The following is an 18,177-nucleotide window of genomic DNA, read 5'->3' as shown; positions in this document are numbered from 1 at the left end:
CTGCTCCGGCGCTGACGGGTATCGGAATCTTCTTGGGTTTACGGAATAAGAATAGTCGCGGAAAGAATAAGTAATAATGACAAAAGAAAACTGAATTAAATATAAGAAAATAAAAAAAGAGAATATACCGCATAATAAGCGGCATATGACTAACATAATATATTCATATCAGGTGTTATTTATTTTCTCACATAATTCTTCCGCCGCCTTTAACAGCCGGGGGGTACCGCGCTGGAACCAGTCGGCATTAATTGTAATCACCGGCACATCAAGCTGCGGAGACCAGAAGCGCTTTACATTCTCCACTTCGCGGTTATCCCCGGAGATAAGGATCATGTCCGGTCTGCGGGTCAGTACCTGCTCGCGGTTAACCTGCGGCCAGGGCACCGGGCTGTCGGCAAACACGTTTTTACCACGGCACAGTGTCACCACTTCACTTTGCAGTGTGGTGCCGGACGCGGTGAAAATCGGGTTCTGACCGAACTGGAGAAAAATCCGTTTTTCCGGTTTATCGCCGTAGCGGTTTTTCAGGGTGTCAATCCCGCTGCGCATATCGGCAGCCGCTTTTTCCGCCAGTGCCGGTTGCGGGCTGTAAGGCGCGAGGCGATCCAGATCATCCGCAATCTCATCAAGGTTGCGCGGATCAAAATACTCGACGTTGATCCCGAGATGTTCCAGCTGACTCAGCGGGCGCTGCGGGTTGCCGCCGCGCCAGGCCATGATCAGATCCGGTTTCAGGGCAATAATGCGCTCAAGGTTCAGTCCCTGCCAGCTGGACACCTGCTCGATGTTTTTCGCTTCCGGCGGGTAATCCGCGTTAGCACTGACACCGACCAGGTTATCCCCCAGACCGGCGGCATAGGCCATCTCCGCCAGTGACGGGGAGAGGGCGATCACCCGCTGTGCCGCTGCCTGAGCCCCGCAGGCTGCCAGCAGAAGCAGCAGTCCGGCGAGGCGCAATGTTGGTTTTATCATTTCAGCGAATCAATATTGGCGAGGATTTCCGCCACCATCAGAGACGACTGCTTTGCTGCCAGCGGCAGAAACTCATCAAAACTGAGATGCGAGGCTTTATCCGCCACATCAGAGATAGCGCGGACCACCACAAACGGTACCTGATACTGATGGCAGACGTGGCCGACAGCCGCACATTCCATTTCCACTGCCACGACTGACGGGAAGGTGGCACGGATACGCGCCAGCGGCTCTGCGCCGTTGATAAAGGCATCACCGCTGCAAATCAGGCCGCGCACCGCATTCAGGCCGAGGGTCTGAATGCATTTTTCAGTCAGTGCGATAAGACCGGCATCGGCAATAAAGGCCGGCGGGCATTGTGCCATCTGGCCCGGTTCATAACCGAAGGCAGTGACATCCGCATCGTGATAACGGACTTCCGAGGAGACAACAATATCACCGACATTCAGATGCGGCGCGAGGCCACCGGCAGAACCGGTATTAATCACCACATCCGGCCTGCACAGTTCCAGCAGCAGGGTGGTACCGATCGCTGCGGCGACTTTGCCGATACCGGATTTGAGCAGTGCAACATCAACACCGTTAATCTGACCGGTATAGATTTCGCAGCCGCCGTGGCGGAGGGTCTGCATGTGGGTAATCTGATCACGCAGCAGGGTTACTTCCTGCTCCATCGCACCTATGATACCGACTTTCATTATGTCATACTCCCTGAATAGAAATTGAACTGCATAATAACGGATTAGCAACAGTTTATCACCGAATCCCGGCGGGTGGTGTCTTTTCCCGTGCGGATAAGAAGACGGAGGCGATGTGCCGGTTATTGATTTTAAAAAGAAGCTGAATTTTCACCGCCAGTTTGGTGCCTCTGCGGAGGGATCCGCACAAGAGTTTCTGGTGAATCAGGCATTTGAAAGTGATCGCGGCCGTATTATCAATTCTGCCGCTGTCCGTCGTCTGCAACAGAAAACCCAGGTCTTTCCGCTGGAGCAGAATTCCGCCGTCCGCAGCCGTCTCACACACTCCCTCGAAGTGCAGCAGGTCGGGCGTTATATCGCCAAAACGATCCTCAGTCAGCTGAAACAATCACAAAAACTGGAAGAATACGGCCTGGATGAGCGTATGGATGCGTTTGAAAGTGTGGTTGAAATGGCGTGTCTGATGCATGACATCGGTAACCCGCCGTTCGGGCATTTCGGGGAGGCGGCAATTCAGAAATGGTTCAGTAACCTGCTGGGTGAGCCGCAGACCGGAGATGAGGATAATTGTCAGATTACCGCACTGCGCCTGACCGGTTCGCCGCAGGCAGATCATCTGCGCCGCCAGCTGCGCCGGGATTTGTGTCAGTTTGAAGGCAATGCCCAGGGAATGCGGATGGCACACCATCTGCTGAAACTGAATCTGACATTTGCCCAGATAGGCAGTGTGCTGAAATATACCCGTCCCGCCTGGCAGCTGGATCCGGTGCCGGCGGAATTTGATTATCTCACCAAGAAACCGGGCTATTACTGGTCTGAAAATACGCTGATTCAGCGGCTGCGTGATGAATTACAGCTCGGTGAATTCTGCCGTTTCCCGCTCAGTTATATTATGGAAGCGGCGGATGATATTTCGTATTGCATTGCTGATCTGGATGATGCGGTGGAGAAAGGTATTCTGACCCCGGATACCCTGGTGAGCTATCTGCGTCAGGAGTGGCAGGCTCTGGAAGGCTCAGCGGATTCCGCCCTGTTCCGTGATACCGTTGAGCTGGCTTACCAGTCGCTTACCCGCAGTCATCACCGCAGCCCGCAGGATCAGTTTTTTATGTATCTGCGGGTTTATATCACCAATAAACTGGTGCCGTACACCGCGCAACGCTTTATTGATCATCTGCCTGCGGTGTTTGCGGGCACTTACAATCAGGCGCTGCTGGAAGACAAAAGCGAAGAGCACCGTCTGCTGAAAACCCTGAAACGGGTCGCGTTTAAGTATGTGTTTACCCATCACGAAGTGGAAGAGCTGGAATTACAGGGGTTCCGGATCATCAACGGCCTGCTGGATTTTTACCGGCCACTGTTAATGATGCCGCAGGCGGATTTCGCCGATCTGGTCCGTGAAAACTTCCACAAACACTATTTTATCGAAACGCGGCTGTTACATAAGCTGTCACGCAAGCAGCGGGCGGCCTACGGGGAAGCCGTTGCCGCACTGGCAGATAAACCGCCGGAAGAGCAGAGCATCCTGGAATTTTATTACCGCGCCCGGCTGATTCAGGATTATATCAGCGGTATGACCGACCATTACGCTTACGAAGAATTCCGGCGTTTCTCCGTTTGTCAGTAAGCTGCTGATTAATGGCAGCAGTTTCGCACAAATGACCTGACAATTCCGGTTCAATATTACCGGAATTGTTGCTACGATTAATCCGCAGGTGTTGCTGAAATAGATTCACTGTATTCGGTAGCGGATCTGTACATTATATTGTCGCAGCCTGAATGCATTTCAGAGCTATACCGTTGCACCAAAAGTATTAACCGGGATTATATCACGTATGCAAAAAGAGTATCGGGTCGGGATTGAATTTGAATATTGGCTGACACAGTACCGGAATAAAAGTGCCGCCGGTATTCGATCCTTTGATAATATTACCCTGTCAGAGCTGGCACCTGCACTGAATAACCGCCCGGGGATGGATGACGCCTCGCTGCATAAAGGGGATGCGGGTATTAAAGCCGGTTACTGGTATGTTGAGGGCGACGAGCGTTTTTCGCCGGAAGGTCAGCTCACCGGCCAGGTTATCAAAGGGATTGAAATCCGCACGCCACCGGCAGAATCGGTGACGGCGGCGCTGGATTCTCTGCAGACCATTGAAGTGCAGCTGAGTGAGCGCCTGAAAGCGAGCGGGCTGGGGCTGGCAATCAGTGCTTATCATCCGGTTTCGCCGCGCTATCAGTTTAATCCGCCGCTGAATGCGTGGGAAAAAGTGTTCCGTGAGGAGCATGCCGCTTTCCGCCACGCGGATCTGGTGATGCAGACCTGCGGGCCGGATATCAATATTTCCGTGCCGGAAATGAGTGATACCCGTGTTGTGCATGCGGTTGAAAAACTGACCTTTTTCGCGCCGTATCTGGTGGCACTCTCTCTGAACGGCCCGCTGGAAAACGGGCAGTTATGGGGCGGTTTATCCCGCCGTACCGCACTGCGCAGTTGTCACCGTCCGGCCTGTAAAGGGTTCCTGACCAACCCGGCGGTGTATCCGCATGACTTTATTTATCCGGCACGTAACGGAGGGGAGCACGGGCGGATTGAATTCAAAGCATTCGATGCGGTTCCGGACCCGGCGCTGCTGGGCGCATTCTGCGCGTGGATCCTCGGGCTGGTGCTGGATGACACCATCGCCTTTAATTACGGTGTGCAGCCGGACGCCCGCTTTAATGCCATTGCCCGTGAACCGTTTGCTGACCTGACTGTCTCCACCGTAATTGAGACACTGCTGAACGCTGCCCGGCGCGCGCTGGAGCAGCATGGCCTGCTGAATGAGGCGGTGCGGCTGCAGTTACTCAGCGAACGGCTGGCAAACAGAATCACGCCGGCGGATGACATGATCACCCGTTTTCTGGTCAGCGGGGAGTTAATGCATTTTGGCGGATTGTGGCCGGATCTGAATGCATAACATTGTTATATCAGGATAGATTTTTATTGTTACCGGCCTGAAACCGTTATTTTTTAAATAACGGTTTTTTTTTGTGCCAAAAAAATCAGCACCGGTAAGTTCATGTAAATTTATTATTTATCAGCGGCTGATATTGCGTATTATTCAGCGGGTGGTGCAGTATCAGACATTATAAATAATGAAACCGGCAGCATTGATGTGTAACGATAAATATCATTTATCCTTTTAACAAATAGTGCTGAGGCACTATCCGGCAGTATGGTATAATCAGCGCCACGCATTTTTTACCGGTTCATGACGTATTATTTGCAGTGTACCCGAAGAATCCGTTGGTCAATACGCTGCTTTATGGGAAAATCACCGCTCTCACAGACAACGTTTTTTATCATTATGGCGCAATTTTATTCTCAGCCCCGTCAGACCCCGCGGCAGTCCCGGACTGTCACTGTCACCGCTGACTCTCTCGATGCTCTCGGGCAGGGCATTGCCCGCCTTCAGGGAAAAACTGTTTTTATCCCGGATCTGATGCCGGGTGAGTCCGCACAGGTCAGGCTGACGGAAGAAAAGCGCCATTATGCCAAAGGCAGCGTGGTGAAACGCCTGTCTGATAACCCGGCACGCCGCAAACCGGCCTGCCGTCATTTCGGGCAGTGCGGCGGCTGCCAGCAGCAGCATATTCCGGTTGCCGTGCAGCGGGAAACCAAAGCGGCGTATCTCGCGTATCTGCTGACCCGCGAAACGGGTGAGGCGTGCGGAGAGGTTCCTGTTCTGAGCGGGGAAGAGTACGGCTACCGCCGCCGAGCACGGCTGGCGCTGGTGTATTCCCCGAAAACAAAACAGCTGACCATGGGGTTCCGTCAGGCGCAGAGCAAATCAACAGTCGCTGTCACACAGTGTCCGGTGCTGGTTCCGCGTCTGGAAGCATTGCTGGTACCCTTACAGCGCTGTCTGTCGTCTCTGGCCGCCGCACCGGAACTCGGTCATGCGGAACTGGCGGATACCGAAAGCGGCCCGCTGCTGGTGCTGCGTCATCTGGCGCCGCTCAGTGACGCGGATGTGTCCGCACTGACGGCATTTTGTGCTGAGCACAATACCGCGCTTTATCTGCAGGGCAGTGCCGGTGTACCGCCTGTGGCAGTTTGTGCGCCGTACCCTCCGCATTACGCGGCAGCCGGGTTAAAATTACAGTTCAGCCCGCAGGATTTTATCCAGGTGAACGGTGCCCTGAATGAGCTGATGGTGGCACAGGCACTGAACTGGTTGGAGCTGACAAAACACGATCGCGTGTTAGATCTCTTCTGCGGGATGGGTAATTTTACGCTGCCGGTGGCGGAACGCGCCGGTGAGGTTGTCGGGGTGGAAGGCGTGGACGCGCTGGTCCGCACGGCACAGGAGAATGCCCGTCTCAATAATCTGGCGAATGCCGCATTTTATCACGCGGATTTGTCGCAGGATATTACCGGGGAGCCGTGGGCGGCTTCCGGGTTTAACAAAGTTTTACTGGATCCGGCACGTGCCGGGGCGGCTGAGATTATGCCGCATATTGTTGCGCTTTCCCCTGAGCGCATCGTTTATGTTTCCTGTAATCCCACAACACTCGCAAGGGATAGTCAGGTTCTGCATGGTGCCGGGTATCACCGGAATGCTGTCCGCATGCTGGATATGTTTCCGCAAACCGGCCATTTGGAGTCGATGGTGCTTTTCACAAAGACACCACCGGTCAGTCAGTAGGGAGAATGTATGGTTGCGGTAAGAAGTGCGCATTTAACACCGGCCGGTGAGTTTGACCCGGCACACTGGATTAACAGCCTCGGGCTGCATAACCCGGTGACGGGTGAAAAACTGGAAGAGGTCTGGCATTACTGTCATCAGAAGGTTGATGGACATCAGGATGCAGCGCTGTTGCTCGGGCGCGGTATTGAGATGGTGGAAATTTTATCCACCCTCAGTATGGATCTCGACAGTCTGCGTGCAGCGTTGCTTTTTCCGCTGGCCGAAGCGGAGATCCTCGGAGAGGAAGAGATAAGCGGGGCCTTTGGTTCCGCTATCTGGCTGCTGGTCAAAGGTGTGATGGATATGGATGCTATCCGTCAGCTGAAAGCCACCCACAACGACGAAACCAGTTCGGTGCAGGTGGATAACATCCGCCGCATGCTGCTCTCCATGGTGGAAGATTTCCGCTGTGTGGTTATCAAACTGGCAGAGCGGATAGCCCATCTGCGCGAAGTGAAAGATGCCGGTGAGGACGAGCGCGTTCTGGCCGCCAAAGAGTGTTTCAATATTTATGCCCCGCTGGCGAACCGCCTCGGGATCGGGCAGCTGAAATGGGAGCTGGAGGATTACTGCTTCCGTTATCTGCACCCGGATGATTACAAACGTATTGCCAGCCTGCTGCATGAACGCCGTCTTGACCGCGAAGAGTATATTGATAACTTTGTCACGACCCTGCGCAACGACATGAAAGAAGAGGGCATTCAGGCCGAGATCTACGGACGGCCGAAGCATATCTACAGTATCTGGCGCAAGATGCAGAAAAAATCGCTCTCCTTTGATGAGCTGTTTGATGTCCGCGCCGTGCGGATTGTGGTGGAGCGCCTTCAGGACTGCTACGCCGCGCTCGGGATTGTTCACACCCATTTCCGTCATCTGCCGGATGAGTTTGATGACTATGTGGCAAATCCGAAACCGAACGGCTATCAGTCGATTCATACTGTGGTGCTGGGGCCGGCGGGTAAAACCCTGGAAATTCAGATCCGTACCCGTCAGATGCATGAGGATGCGGAACTCGGCGTTGCCGCACACTGGAAATACAAAGAAGGTACTGCAGGCGGCGGGAAAACCGGCAGTTACGAGAACCGTATCGCCTGGCTGCGTAAACTGATCGCGTGGCAGGAAGAGATGGCTGATTCCGGTGAAATGCTGGATGAAGTGCGCAGTCAGGTGTTTGATGATCGCGTTTACGTCTTTACCCCGAAAGGGGATGTGGTGGATTTACCGGCCGGCTCCACGCCGCTGGACTTTGCTTATCACATCCACAGTGACGTGGGTCACCGTTGTATCGGCGCAAAAATCGGCGGCCGTATTGTGCCGTTCAGTTACCAGTTACAGATGGGCGATCAGATTGAAGTGATCACCCAGAAGCAGCCGAACCCGAGCCGTGACTGGCTGAACCCGAACCTGGGGTATGTCACCACCAGCCGGGGCCGCGCCAAAATTCATAACTGGTTCCGCAAACAGGATCGCGATAAAAATATTATTGCCGGACGGCAGATGCTGGACAACGAACTGGCCGCGCAGGATATCAGCCTGAAAGAGGCGGAAAAACTGCTGATCGCCCGTTATAACGTGCATTCGCTGGATGAAGTACTGGCCGGTATTGGTGTGGGTGATATCCGCATCAACCAGTTATCGAACTTCCTGCAAAGCAAACTGAACAAACCGACGGCGGAAGAGGCCGATCGTGAAGCGCTGAAAACCCTGGAAAAAGCCCCGCCGGCCAAACCGGCACCGGCTCACCAGAACAGCGGCCGCATTGTGGTTGAAGGCGTCGGTAACCTGATGCATCACATTGCCCGCTGCTGTCAGCCGATTCCCGGGGATGATATCGTCGGCTTTATCACCAAAGGCCGGGGGATTTCCATCCACCGCGCGGATTGCGAACAACTGGCAGAATTGCAGGAACAGGCACCGGAGCGTCTGGTGGAAGCGGTCTGGAGTGCGAGTTACTCCAGCGGCTATTCCCTGGTGGTGCGGGTGGTGGCAAATGACCGCAGCGGTCTGCTGCGCGATATCACCACCATTCTGGCGAATGAGAAAGTGAATGTTCTCGGGGTGCGCAGCCACAGTGATGTAAAACAGCAGATTGCCACCATCGATATGGATATGGAAATCTACAATATCCAGACCCTCAGCCGTGTGCTGGCAAAACTGAACCAGCTGCCGGATGTGATTGAGGCCAAACGTCACACGCAGTAAAACGGCCGGAAATCGGTTACACTGAAAAGCAGACCCCGGTCTGCTTTTTTTATCACTCCCGGAAATCATATTCAGGAATTAATCACATGTCTGTATCAGTTGAACGCCTGCTGGCGATCATGTCGCAGTTACGCGACCCGGAAAACGGCTGTCCGTGGGACAAAGCGCAAACCTATGCCACTATCGCCCCGTATACCCTGGAAGAGACCTATGAGGTTCTGGACGCGATTGAGCGGGCAGATTTTGACGATCTGAAAGGTGAGTTAGGTGACTTATTATTTCAGGTAGTGTTTTACGCGCAGATGGCAAAAGAAGAGGGGCGTTTTGACTTTGAGGATATTGCCGCCGCCGTCAGTGACAAGCTGACCCGTCGTCATCCGCATATTTTTGCCCGTGAGCAGGGGATCGGCGCGGAAGCGGCTATTGCCGGCTGGGAGCAGCGAAAAAGTGCTGAACGCGCTGAAAAATCACAGTATTCCCTGCTGGATGATATCCCGGCGACACTGCCCGCCCTGATGCGTGCCTATAAAATTCAGAAACGCTGTGCGTCTGCCGGGTTTGACTGGGACACACTTCCGCCGGTGCTCGGTAAGGTGTATGAGGAACTGGATGAGGTGATGGAGGAAGTGAATCAGCCGCAGGTGAATGATGAGCGTGTGGCCGAAGAGCTGGGGGATTTACTGTTTGCGGTGGTTAATTTTTCCCGTCATCTGGGACATAAACCGGAAATGGTGTTACAAAAAGCCTGCCGTAAGTTTGAGGACCGTTTTCGTCAGGTGGAGAGCGATATTGCCGCCCGCGGGCTGACGATGGAATCAGCAACGCTTGAAGAAATGGAGAAAAGTTGGCAGGATGTTAAATCCCGTGAGGGGTAAGCTTAATGCTTTCAGCTAATGATTTTACCGGAGAATGAAAAGTTTTTTATAAAATGTAAGACGTTGATTAGTTAGTGTAAAAAGGCGGTTTTTACCGCCCCGGAAGCGACGGATAACCGAAAAGAGGTGACGAGATTATTTGTCGCCAAAATAAGGTTAGGGTATACTATTTTCCCGTCCTGTTATATCCATCATCTATTACACCTAAACTTTCAGGTTCAGCATGAAAACTAATTATATTTTTGTGACCGGCGGGGTCGTATCCTCTCTGGGTAAAGGCATTGCCGCAGCCTCTTTAGCGGCTATACTCGAAGCCCGTGGACTCAATGTCACCATGATGAAACTGGATCCGTACATCAACGTCGATCCGGGAACCATGAGCCCGACCCAACACGGGGAAGTTTTCGTCACCAACGACGGCGCTGAAACTGATCTCGACTTAGGTCACTACGAGCGCTTCATCCGTACCAAAATGACCCGCCGTAATAACTTTACTACCGGACGTGTTTATTCTGAAGTCCTGCGCAAAGAGCGCCGCGGCGACTATCTCGGTGCCACCATTCAGGTTATCCCGCACATCACCAACGAAATCAAAGACCGTATTATCCGTGGCGGTGAAGGTCATGACGTGGTGCTGGTGGAAGTCGGCGGGACTGTCGGTGATATCGAATCACTGCCGTTCCTGGAAGCTATCCGTCAGATGGCGGCAGAAGTCGGCCGTGAACACACCTTATATCTGCATTTGACTTTAGTTCCGTATCTGGCCGCTGCCGGTGAAGTAAAAACCAAGCCGACTCAGCACTCAGTGAAAGAATTATTATCCATCGGTATTCAGCCGGATGTGCTGATTTGCCGTTCAGACAGAGTTATTCCTGCTAACGAACGCGCCAAAATCGCGCTTTTCTGTAATGTTCCTGAGAAAGCGGTTATCAGCCTGAAAGATGTCGATTCCATTTATAAAATCCCCGGCCTCTTGAAATCCCAGGGATTAGATGATTATATCTGTAAACGATTCAGCATTAATGCTCCGGAGGCAGATCTCTCCGAATGGGAGCAGGTGATTTATGAGGAAGCCAATCCGTCAGGTGAAGTCACCATCGGGATGGTCGGCAAATATGTTGAACTGCCGGATGCCTATAAATCCGTTATCGAAGCACTGAAACACGGCGGCCTGAAAAACCGCGTCACTGTGAACATCAAACTGATTGATTCTCAGGATGTGGAAACACGCGGTACAGAGCTGTTACAGGGTCTGGATGCGATTCTGGTGCCGGGCGGCTTCGGTTCCCGTGGTGTGGAAGGTAAGATTATGACCGCCCGCTATGCCCGCGAGAACAACATTCCGTATCTGGGCATTTGCCTGGGGATGCAGGTGGCACTGATTGACTTTGCCCGTAACCTGGCCGGTATGGCAGATGCGAACTCCACGGAATTTGATGCTGATTGTAAGTACCCGGTCGTTGCGCTGATCACTGAATGGCGCGATGAAGACGGCAATATTGAAGTCCGCAGCGAAGACAGCGATCTCGGCGGTACAATGCGTGTCGGCGGTCAGTTATGCCACCTGACGAACAATTCTCTGGTTCGCCGGTTGTACGGCAAAGATGCGATTACTGAACGTCACCGTCATCGTTATGAAGTGAACAACATGTTACTGAAGCGTCTTGAAGATGCGGGTCTGCTGGTTGCGGGCCGTTCAGTGGACAACAAACTGGTGGAAATCATTGAGAACCCTAACCATCCGTGGTTTGTGGCCTGTCAGTTCCATCCGGAGTTCACCTCTACCCCGCGTGATGGTCATCCGCTGTTTGCAGGTTTTGTCAAAGCAGCCTCTGATAACCAGAAAGGTCTGCTAAAATAAGATGTGAGGTGAGTGACCGGTCGTAAGTACCGGTTACTTATCTGAAAATTTAACTTGTACTGAGGAAAACCTAATGTCCAAAATCGTTAAAGTGATCGGCCGTGAAATCATCGACTCCCGCGGTAACCCGACTGTAGAAGCTGAAGTACACCTGGAAGGCGGTTTTGTGGGGATGGCGGCGGCTCCGTCAGGCGCATCCACCGGTTCCCGTGAAGCGCTGGAACTGCGTGACGGTGATAAATCACGTTTCCTGGGTAAAGGTGTTCTGAAGGCTGTCGGCGCGGTAAATGGTCCGATCGCACAGGCGCTGCTGGGTCAGGATGCCAAAGATCAGGCGAAAGTTGACCAGATCATGATCGACCTCGATGGTACTGAAAATAAATCCAACTTCGGTGCGAACGCGATTCTGGCGGTATCTCTGGCAAACGCCAAAGCCGCTGCGGCATCAAAAGGTTTACCTCTGTACGCACACATCGCAGAACTGAACGGCACACCGGGCAAATACTCTATGCCGCTGCCGATGATGAACATCCTGAACGGTGGTGAGCACGCTGATAACAACGTGGATATCCAGGAATTCATGATCCAGCCTGTCGGCGCGCCTTCTCTGAAAGAAGCTGTCCGTATGGGTTCTGAAATTTTCCATCACCTGGCAAAAGTGCTGAAAGCGAAAGGCATGAACACTGCGGTGGGTGACGAAGGTGGTTATGCACCGAACCTGGGTTCTAACGCAGAAGCGCTGGCTGACATCAAAGAAGCTGTTAAAGCAGCAGGCTACGAGTTAGGCAAAGATGTTACCCTGGCGATGGACTGTGCAGCATCTGAGTTCTACAACAAAGAAACCGGTATGTATGAACTGAAAGGCGAAGGCCGTACCTTTACCTCTCAGGAATTCACGCACTACCTGGAAGAGCTGACCAAAGAGTATCCGATCGTCTCTATCGAAGATGGTCTGGACGAATCTGACTGGGATGGTTTCGCGTATCAGACGAAAGTCATGGGCGACAAAATCCAGCTGGTCGGTGATGACCTGTTCGTGACCAATACCAAGATCCTGAAAGAAGGTATCGAAAAAGGTATCGTTAACTCCATTCTGATTAAATTCAACCAGATCGGTTCACTGACTGAAACACTGGCCGCGATCAAAATGGCAAAAGACGCCGGTTACACTGCCGTTATTTCTCACCGTTCCGGTGAAACCGAAGATGCCACGATTGCCGATCTGGCAGTCGGTACCGCAGCAGGCCAGATCAAAACCGGTTCCATGAGCCGTTCTGACCGTGTTGCCAAGTACAACCAGCTGATCCGTATCGAAGAAGCGCTGGGCGAACGTGCTCCGTTCCACGGCCGCAAAGAGATCAAAGGTCAGTAATTGTTACTGTGAATGTTAAAAGAGGTGTGTCCGGCGGACACACCTTTTTTTATGACCCCGTTATCTTACCTTACGAATATTTCGCCGTTTTTCATCCATTCCCTCAATGACTAAAACTGGTCATTTGTCATGCTATGACAAGTTTTTTTACTTATTCTGTTGCCTCAGATCGCAAAATGGACGATTTGTGATGTATTTTGTCATTAATACTTTTTATATTTTACATGAAGATAAATTGTTTAACATTTTTAGCATTCACGCAAAGGCACCGGTTATTAAACTATGACAGCAATCGGTTTCGTGAATACTGTTTCATTCTACTGAGGGAATTATCATGGACGCTTCAGAAACGCTCACCCAATCCACCGGGCTGAGTTCTTTTAATACAAAGGGACTCGTCATACTGGCGCTGGACATTGTGCTGCTGATACTGCTGCTGAAATATCTGCCCTACAACGACAAAGAGAATGCCGGGCTGGCACTGATGGTATTCGTCGCTGTGTTATGGCTGACTGAGGCGATTCATGTCACGCTGACGGCGTTACTGATCCCGATTCTGGCTGTGTTTCTCGGATTACTGGGGGCCGGTAAGGCATTGCAGTCGTTTGCCAGCCCGACCATCTTTCTGTTTTTCGGCGGATTTGCCCTGGCGACGGCGCTGCATATTCAGGGGCTGGATCGCCTGATTGCCAACCGTCTGCTGCTGATTGCCCGTGGTCGTTTATGGGCGGCAGTGATCCTGCTGTTCAGTGTGACCGGTGCGCTGTCCATGTGGATCAGTAACACCGCAACCGCAGCGATGATGTTACCGCTGGTGCTGGGCATCCTCGGCAACCTCGATATCCGTCACGATCGTAACACGTTTGTGTTTATGCTGCTGGGCGTGGCGTACAGCGCCAGTATCGGCGGCCTGGGAACCATGGTCGGCAGCCCGCCGAACATTATTGCCGCAAACCAGCTGGGAATGGACTTTTTCACCTGGATGAAATACGGCATTCCGATGGTACTGATCCTGATGCCGATTATGTTCGGTATTATGTACCTGATGTTACGTCCGAAACTGGGTGCCCGCTTTGAGATTGAAGTGGAACAGGTTCACTGGACACCAAAACGTCTGCTGACACTCGGTATTTTCGGTCTGACCGTTATCTGCTGGATCGGCAGTGCGCCGCTGAGTGAGCTGCTGGGTAAAATTAAAGATTTCGATACTATTATCGCCCTGAGTGCCGCTGCTCTGATTGGTATTACCGGGGTGGCCAGCTGGTCACAGATTCAGAATAACACTGAATGGGGCGTTCTGTTCCTGTTCGGCGGTGGTCTGACACTGAGTATGATCCTGAAAGATTCCGGTGCCAGTGAAGTGATGGCAAACTGGATGAAAACCTCCTTTGGTAACAGCAGCTGGCTGGTAATTATTATCGCTGTCACCACCTTTATCATTGTACTGACTGAGTTCACCAGTAACACCGCCAGTGCCGCGCTTTTGGTTCCTATCTTTGCCGGTGTGGCAGAAGGCCTGGGAATGCCGGTGATGGCGCTGACCATGATTATCGGTATCGGTGCATCCTGTGCCTTTATGCTGCCGGTGGCGACACCGCCGAACGCGATAGTGTTCGGGACCGGGTTTATTAAACAGTCCGAGATGGTACGGGTCGGTGGTGTGCTGAATATCGCCTGTATTATCGTGATCTCAGCTTTCGCCTGGTTGTTCTGGGTATAACGGTACCGCTGATAATAAACACGACAGTAAAGTACATAACAGAAAACCTGCTGATTTATCAGCGGGTTTTTTTATACCGGCAACAAAGAATATCGGTGCGGATGCACTGATATCGCAGAAGTGCGGAAGAGAAGAAGAACAGCCGGAGAGAGACAGGTGTTATCAGGTATAAAAAAGCCCCGTATCAGGCAGGGCTTCGGATAACGTAATGTGATTCAGCTGATATCAGCCGCGTTTATTCGCAACATACACGGTTAATTCAACGCCCGGATGTAAGTCCTTCATTTTGACGTTACTGTTCCAGGACATCAGCTCTTTCAGTGTCACACCATGACGTTGTGCGATGCTGTAGTAAGAATCCCCCTGACGCACTTTATACTTCGCCAGACGTATTGCATTTTTGGCGGCGGCTTTTGATGGTTTCACCACCGGGCTGCCTTTCACCTGCAATGTCTGTCCCGGTTTCAGAACCGCAGCGCTTTTCAGTCCGTTCAGCTGTTTCAGTTCGGCAACGGTCATCTTATGGCGGTTAGCAATGGCGTAGAGCGAATCACCACTTTTCACTTTATATTTTGCGGCCTGCGCACGGCCTGCCGGTGAACTCAGCTGTTCAGTACGCTGATTGTTTTTCGCGACCGCGGTGCGGATATCATTAAGCACGGCATCATCGGATAACGCGCTCATCAGCTGATCGACTTTGGTTTTCGGCAGCATCAGATAGTGAGGACCGGCCGGTGAGGTTACACCGCGTTTCAGGCTCGGGTTGTAATCTTTCAGTCTGGAAACCGGCATATCCAGCAATTGTGCCGCGACATCCAGGGAAATCTGCTGACCGATATTCACCCGTGCCAGGGCGCGCTCTGCATCCGGCACCGGTAAATTCACGCCATTGTGATCACTGTTGCGGATAACATTGCTCAGGGCAAAAATACGCGGTACATAATCCATGGTCTCTTTCGGCAGGGATAATGACCAGTAATCCGTTGGTTTTCCGGCAGCGGCATTGGCTTCCATCGCACGCAGCACACGGCCTTCACCGCTGTTATACGCCGCCAGGGTCAGTGCCCAGTCTCCGCCGAACATCGTATTCAGACGTTCCAGTAAATCCAGTGCGGCAGTGGTGGAGGCGGCCACATCACGGCGGTCATCAACCCACTGGTTCTGATTCAGCCCGTTTGCTTTGCCGGTACTCGGGATGATCTGCCATAACCCGGCAGCCTGAGCCGGTGAGGTGGCATGCGGATTAAAAGCACTCTCCACTATGGGCAGCAGAACCAATTCCATTGGCATGTTACGTTCATCAATTTTGCCGATGATCCAGTACATGTAAGGTTCTGCGCGCAGTGTCACATCGTGGAGATAGCTCTTTTTGGCGAGATAAGAACGTTCTTCGCTGCGGATACGGTCATTGTCCGGGATATTCATTTTCATTTCATCACGGATATAACCCCAGATATCATCTTCGGGACTGACGGAGGACATCTTTGCGGCATCCATCTGCTGAGTCGTCAGTAAAAAACCGTTACCGGAAGGGTAATGCGGTTTCTGGGTCGTTTTTTGCGGCGCAGTCTGACACCCCGCCAGCAAAATTGCGGCGGCAAGAAGTGTGGCGTTGATTTTCATATTGGCGGAATCAGCATTATTATTCTTCAGTCTGTAGGTTTTGCAATCATACTGGTGTTATTCCGCCCTGACAACGATTACGGCTAAAATTGATCTTTTTTTGCGCGTAAAGCGGTAAAAGTTTCCTCAGCTGCCGGCGTATGTTTACTTAATGATAAATTATGTTGCAGATCAATATTATCACAGTTAAGAAAAACATTAATTTTCCTTTCTGTTTTCAGTGTGACGGGGAGTGTAGCTTCATGATTCTGACGTAATTCTGCAATATATTGCTGATATGCCTGAATATCCCTGTTTTCCGGCCAGACAGCGCGTGCAAAGGCGAGGTTGGACTGTGTGTATTCATGCGCGCAGCAGACCAGTGTTTCATCCGGCAGTGCCGCAAGACGGCTGACCGAGCGGAACATTTGTGCCGGTGTGCCCTCAAAAATACGGCCGCAGCCGCCGGAGAAGAGAGTATCGCCGCAAAACAGATAAGGTTCGCAATAATAAGCCACATGACCGAGTGTGTGTCCCGGCACCGCCATGACCTGAAATGTCAGCCCGCCGCAGGTAATCACATCATTATCCTGCACACAGTGATTTGCGCCTTTCGGCAGGGTTTCGGCGGGGCCGTAAACCGGCAGGCCGGGGTAATGTGAAACAATCTCTGCCGTGCCGCCGGTGTGATCCGCATGGTGGTGTGTCAGCAGGATGGCTGAAGGGGTCAGTCCCCGCTCCCGCAGTGTATTCAGTACCGGTTCACTGACGCCGGGGTCAACGATAACGCAGGTGTGCGCATTATCCCGTAATAGCCAAATGTAGTTATCTGATAACGCGGAAATTCTGATAAGCTCCATAGATACCTCACCTTTCTGAGTGTGAACCAAGGATAAAGCCATGTTTTCTGCACGAGCGACAAAAACTCTGACGATGCCGGACTCGTGGTGCGATATTCCCTGCGGACGCCGCTTCCGGCAATCGCTGGAAGCACAGCTGGCGCCCTGGTGGCCGAAAATGTTTGGTTTTCATCTGATTAAGATTGGTACACTGAGCTGTGAAATTGACAGCAGCAGCTGCATGATCCCGCATCAGGTGAATGTGGCACCGCAGGGTAACACCTTACAGGTATTCGGGCAGGCGGCGCAATTGCCGTTTCTGGACAAATCCGCAGACGTCTGTGTACTGGCACATAATCTGGGTTACAGCAGTGATCCGCACCGGCTGCTGCGCGAGGCTGACCGTGTCCTGATTGAGGACGGCTGGCTGATTATCAGCGGGTTCAACCCGTTAAGCCTGCTGGGGGCACGTAAACTGATCCCGTGGCGTCTTAACCGGGAGCCGCAGTGCAGCCGGATGTTTTCACAGTTCCGGATACTCGACTGGCTCAGTCTGCTTAATTACGAAATTATGTATCACCGGCTGACTGCGCCGATCCCCTGGTGTGATCCGGCGAGTTTCGGTAACCGGCATGCACGGATTTTCGGCTGTCTGGGGGTGATTGTGGCCCGCAAACGCACGGTGCCGCTGACGTTCACACCGCAGAAGCTGCGACTGCTGCGGCCGAAACTGAACAATGTGGTGGGCGCGACACGCCAGCAGACGCCGCCGCGCTGTCTGAAACGGCGCTGAGGATTATTCCGTTGCCGGCTGATAACCGGTATCGTCCTGTGACGGGGATTCCGCCGCTGCCCGGGCGAGTTCATCACAGCGTTCGTTTTCCGGGTGCCCTGCGTGACCTTTCACCCACTGCCAGTCAATCTGATGGCGGGTGATGGCGGCATCCAGGCGCTGCCACAAATCGACATTCACCACCGGGGATTTATCCGCTTTGCGCCAGCCGCGCCGCTTCCAGTTATGGATCCATTGCGTGATACCCTGGCGGACATACTGGCTGTCAGTGGTCAGTACGATATCACACGGACGTTTCAGGGTTTCCAGCGCCACAATGGCCGCCAGCAGCTCCATCCGGTTATTGGTGGTAAGAAAAAAGCCCTCACTGAGTGCTTTCTCATGGCCTTTATAGCGCAGCAGCGCGCCGTAGCCGCCGGGGCCCGGGTTTCCGAGGCAGGAGCCGTCGGTGAAAATTTCTACCTTGTCACTCATCTCTGGTAGACTCTTCCTCTGATTGATTGGCAATTA

Annotated in this window: 14 protein-coding genes; 9 read left to right on the top strand and 5 right to left on the bottom strand. The window is 52.6% G+C overall.

Annotated features, from left to right (window positions below; genetic code table 11):
- Nucleotides 1-168: 168 nt before the first annotated feature.
- Complete coding sequence (btuF, locus tag U868_RS0114950) at nt 169-975, bottom strand: vitamin B12 ABC transporter substrate-binding protein BtuF (protein WP_025153997.1); 807 nt, start codon at nt 973-975, stop codon at nt 169-171.
- Entirely contained in the window at nt 972-1,673 is a 702-nt protein-coding gene (gene mtnN, locus U868_RS0114945) for a 5'-methylthioadenosine/S-adenosylhomocysteine nucleosidase (protein WP_025153996.1), read from the bottom strand. The genes btuF and mtnN overlap by 4 nt, the downstream gene beginning before the upstream one ends.
- Nucleotides 1,674-1,788: 115 nt before the next feature.
- On the opposite strand from mtnN, the gene dgt reads away from it, so the two are divergent.
- The 8 genes from dgt (at nt 1,789) to U868_RS0114900 (ending at nt 14,433) form a co-directional block, all read left to right on the top strand.
- Entirely contained in the window at nt 1,789-3,300 is a 1,512-nt protein-coding gene (gene dgt / locus U868_RS0114940; protein WP_025153995.1) for a dGTPase, read from the top strand.
- Nucleotides 3,301-3,508: 208 nt separating this feature from the next.
- Nucleotides 3,509-4,630 carry a glutamate-cysteine ligase family protein gene (locus U868_RS0114935; protein ID WP_025153994.1) on the top strand — a complete coding sequence of 374 codons (1,122 nt, stop codon included), beginning with the start codon at nt 3,509-3,511 and terminating at the stop codon, nt 4,628-4,630.
- Nucleotides 4,631-4,978: 348 nt separating this feature from the next.
- The gene (gene rlmD / locus U868_RS0114925) at nt 4,979-6,361 is read left to right on the top strand and encodes a 23S rRNA (uracil(1939)-C(5))-methyltransferase RlmD (RefSeq protein WP_080694373.1); all 1,383 of its coding nucleotides are present in this window, start codon (nt 4,979-4,981) and stop codon (nt 6,359-6,361) included.
- Nucleotides 6,362-6,370: 9 nt separating this feature from the next.
- Nucleotides 6,371-8,605, top strand: a complete 2,235-nt coding sequence (gene relA, locus U868_RS0114920; RefSeq protein ID WP_025153992.1) for a GTP diphosphokinase — start codon at nt 6,371-6,373, stop codon at nt 8,603-8,605.
- 86 nt (nt 8,606-8,691) lie between these two features.
- Nucleotides 8,692-9,480, top strand: coding sequence for a nucleoside triphosphate pyrophosphohydrolase (gene mazG / locus U868_RS0114915; RefSeq protein WP_029991221.1), 789 nt, complete (start codon nt 8,692-8,694; stop codon nt 9,478-9,480).
- A 223-nt stretch (nt 9,481-9,703) separates the two neighbouring features.
- Nucleotides 9,704-11,341 carry a glutamine hydrolyzing CTP synthase gene (gene pyrG, locus U868_RS0114910; protein WP_025153990.1) on the top strand — a complete coding sequence of 546 codons (1,638 nt, stop codon included), beginning with the start codon at nt 9,704-9,706 and terminating at the stop codon, nt 11,339-11,341.
- Nucleotides 11,342-11,414: 73 nt separating this feature from the next.
- Entirely contained in the window at nt 11,415-12,713 is a 1,299-nt protein-coding gene (gene eno / locus U868_RS0114905) for a phosphopyruvate hydratase (protein ID WP_004235956.1), read from the top strand.
- Between the two features lie 334 nt (nt 12,714-13,047).
- Nucleotides 13,048-14,433 carry an SLC13 family permease gene (locus U868_RS0114900; protein ID WP_025153989.1) on the top strand — a complete coding sequence of 462 codons (1,386 nt, stop codon included), beginning with the start codon at nt 13,048-13,050 and terminating at the stop codon, nt 14,431-14,433.
- Between the two features lie 225 nt (nt 14,434-14,658).
- Here U868_RS0114900 and mltD read toward each other — a convergent pair whose 3' ends face one another.
- Both mltD and gloB read right to left on the bottom strand, forming a co-directional pair.
- Nucleotides 14,659-16,056, bottom strand: a complete 1,398-nt coding sequence (mltD, locus tag U868_RS0114895; RefSeq protein ID WP_025153988.1) for a murein transglycosylase D — start codon at nt 16,054-16,056, stop codon at nt 14,659-14,661.
- Between the two features lie 83 nt (nt 16,057-16,139).
- A complete protein-coding gene (gene gloB, locus U868_RS0114890) occupies nt 16,140-16,895 on the bottom strand; it encodes a hydroxyacylglutathione hydrolase (RefSeq protein WP_025153987.1) in 756 nt (251 codons plus the stop codon).
- A 40-nt stretch (nt 16,896-16,935) separates the two neighbouring features.
- Between gloB and U868_RS0114885 the strand changes: the two genes are divergently transcribed.
- The gene (locus U868_RS0114885; RefSeq protein WP_025153986.1) at nt 16,936-17,667 is read left to right on the top strand and encodes a methyltransferase domain-containing protein; all 732 of its coding nucleotides are present in this window, start codon (nt 16,936-16,938) and stop codon (nt 17,665-17,667) included.
- Nucleotides 17,668-17,670: 3 nt separating this feature from the next.
- On the opposite strand, the gene rnhA is transcribed toward U868_RS0114885, so the two are convergent.
- Nucleotides 17,671-18,141 (bottom strand): ribonuclease HI, encoded by a 471-nt coding sequence (rnhA, locus tag U868_RS0114880; protein WP_004235951.1) that lies wholly within the window; start codon nt 18,139-18,141, stop codon nt 17,671-17,673.
- Nucleotides 18,142-18,177: the final 36 nt, after the last annotated feature.

Origin of the sequence: Morganella morganii H1r (assembly GCF_000633515.1) — a bacterium.
Lineage (GTDB): Bacteria > Pseudomonadota > Gammaproteobacteria > Enterobacterales > Enterobacteriaceae > Morganella > Morganella morganii_B.
This window is presented reverse-complemented; position numbering and strand designations above follow the sequence as displayed.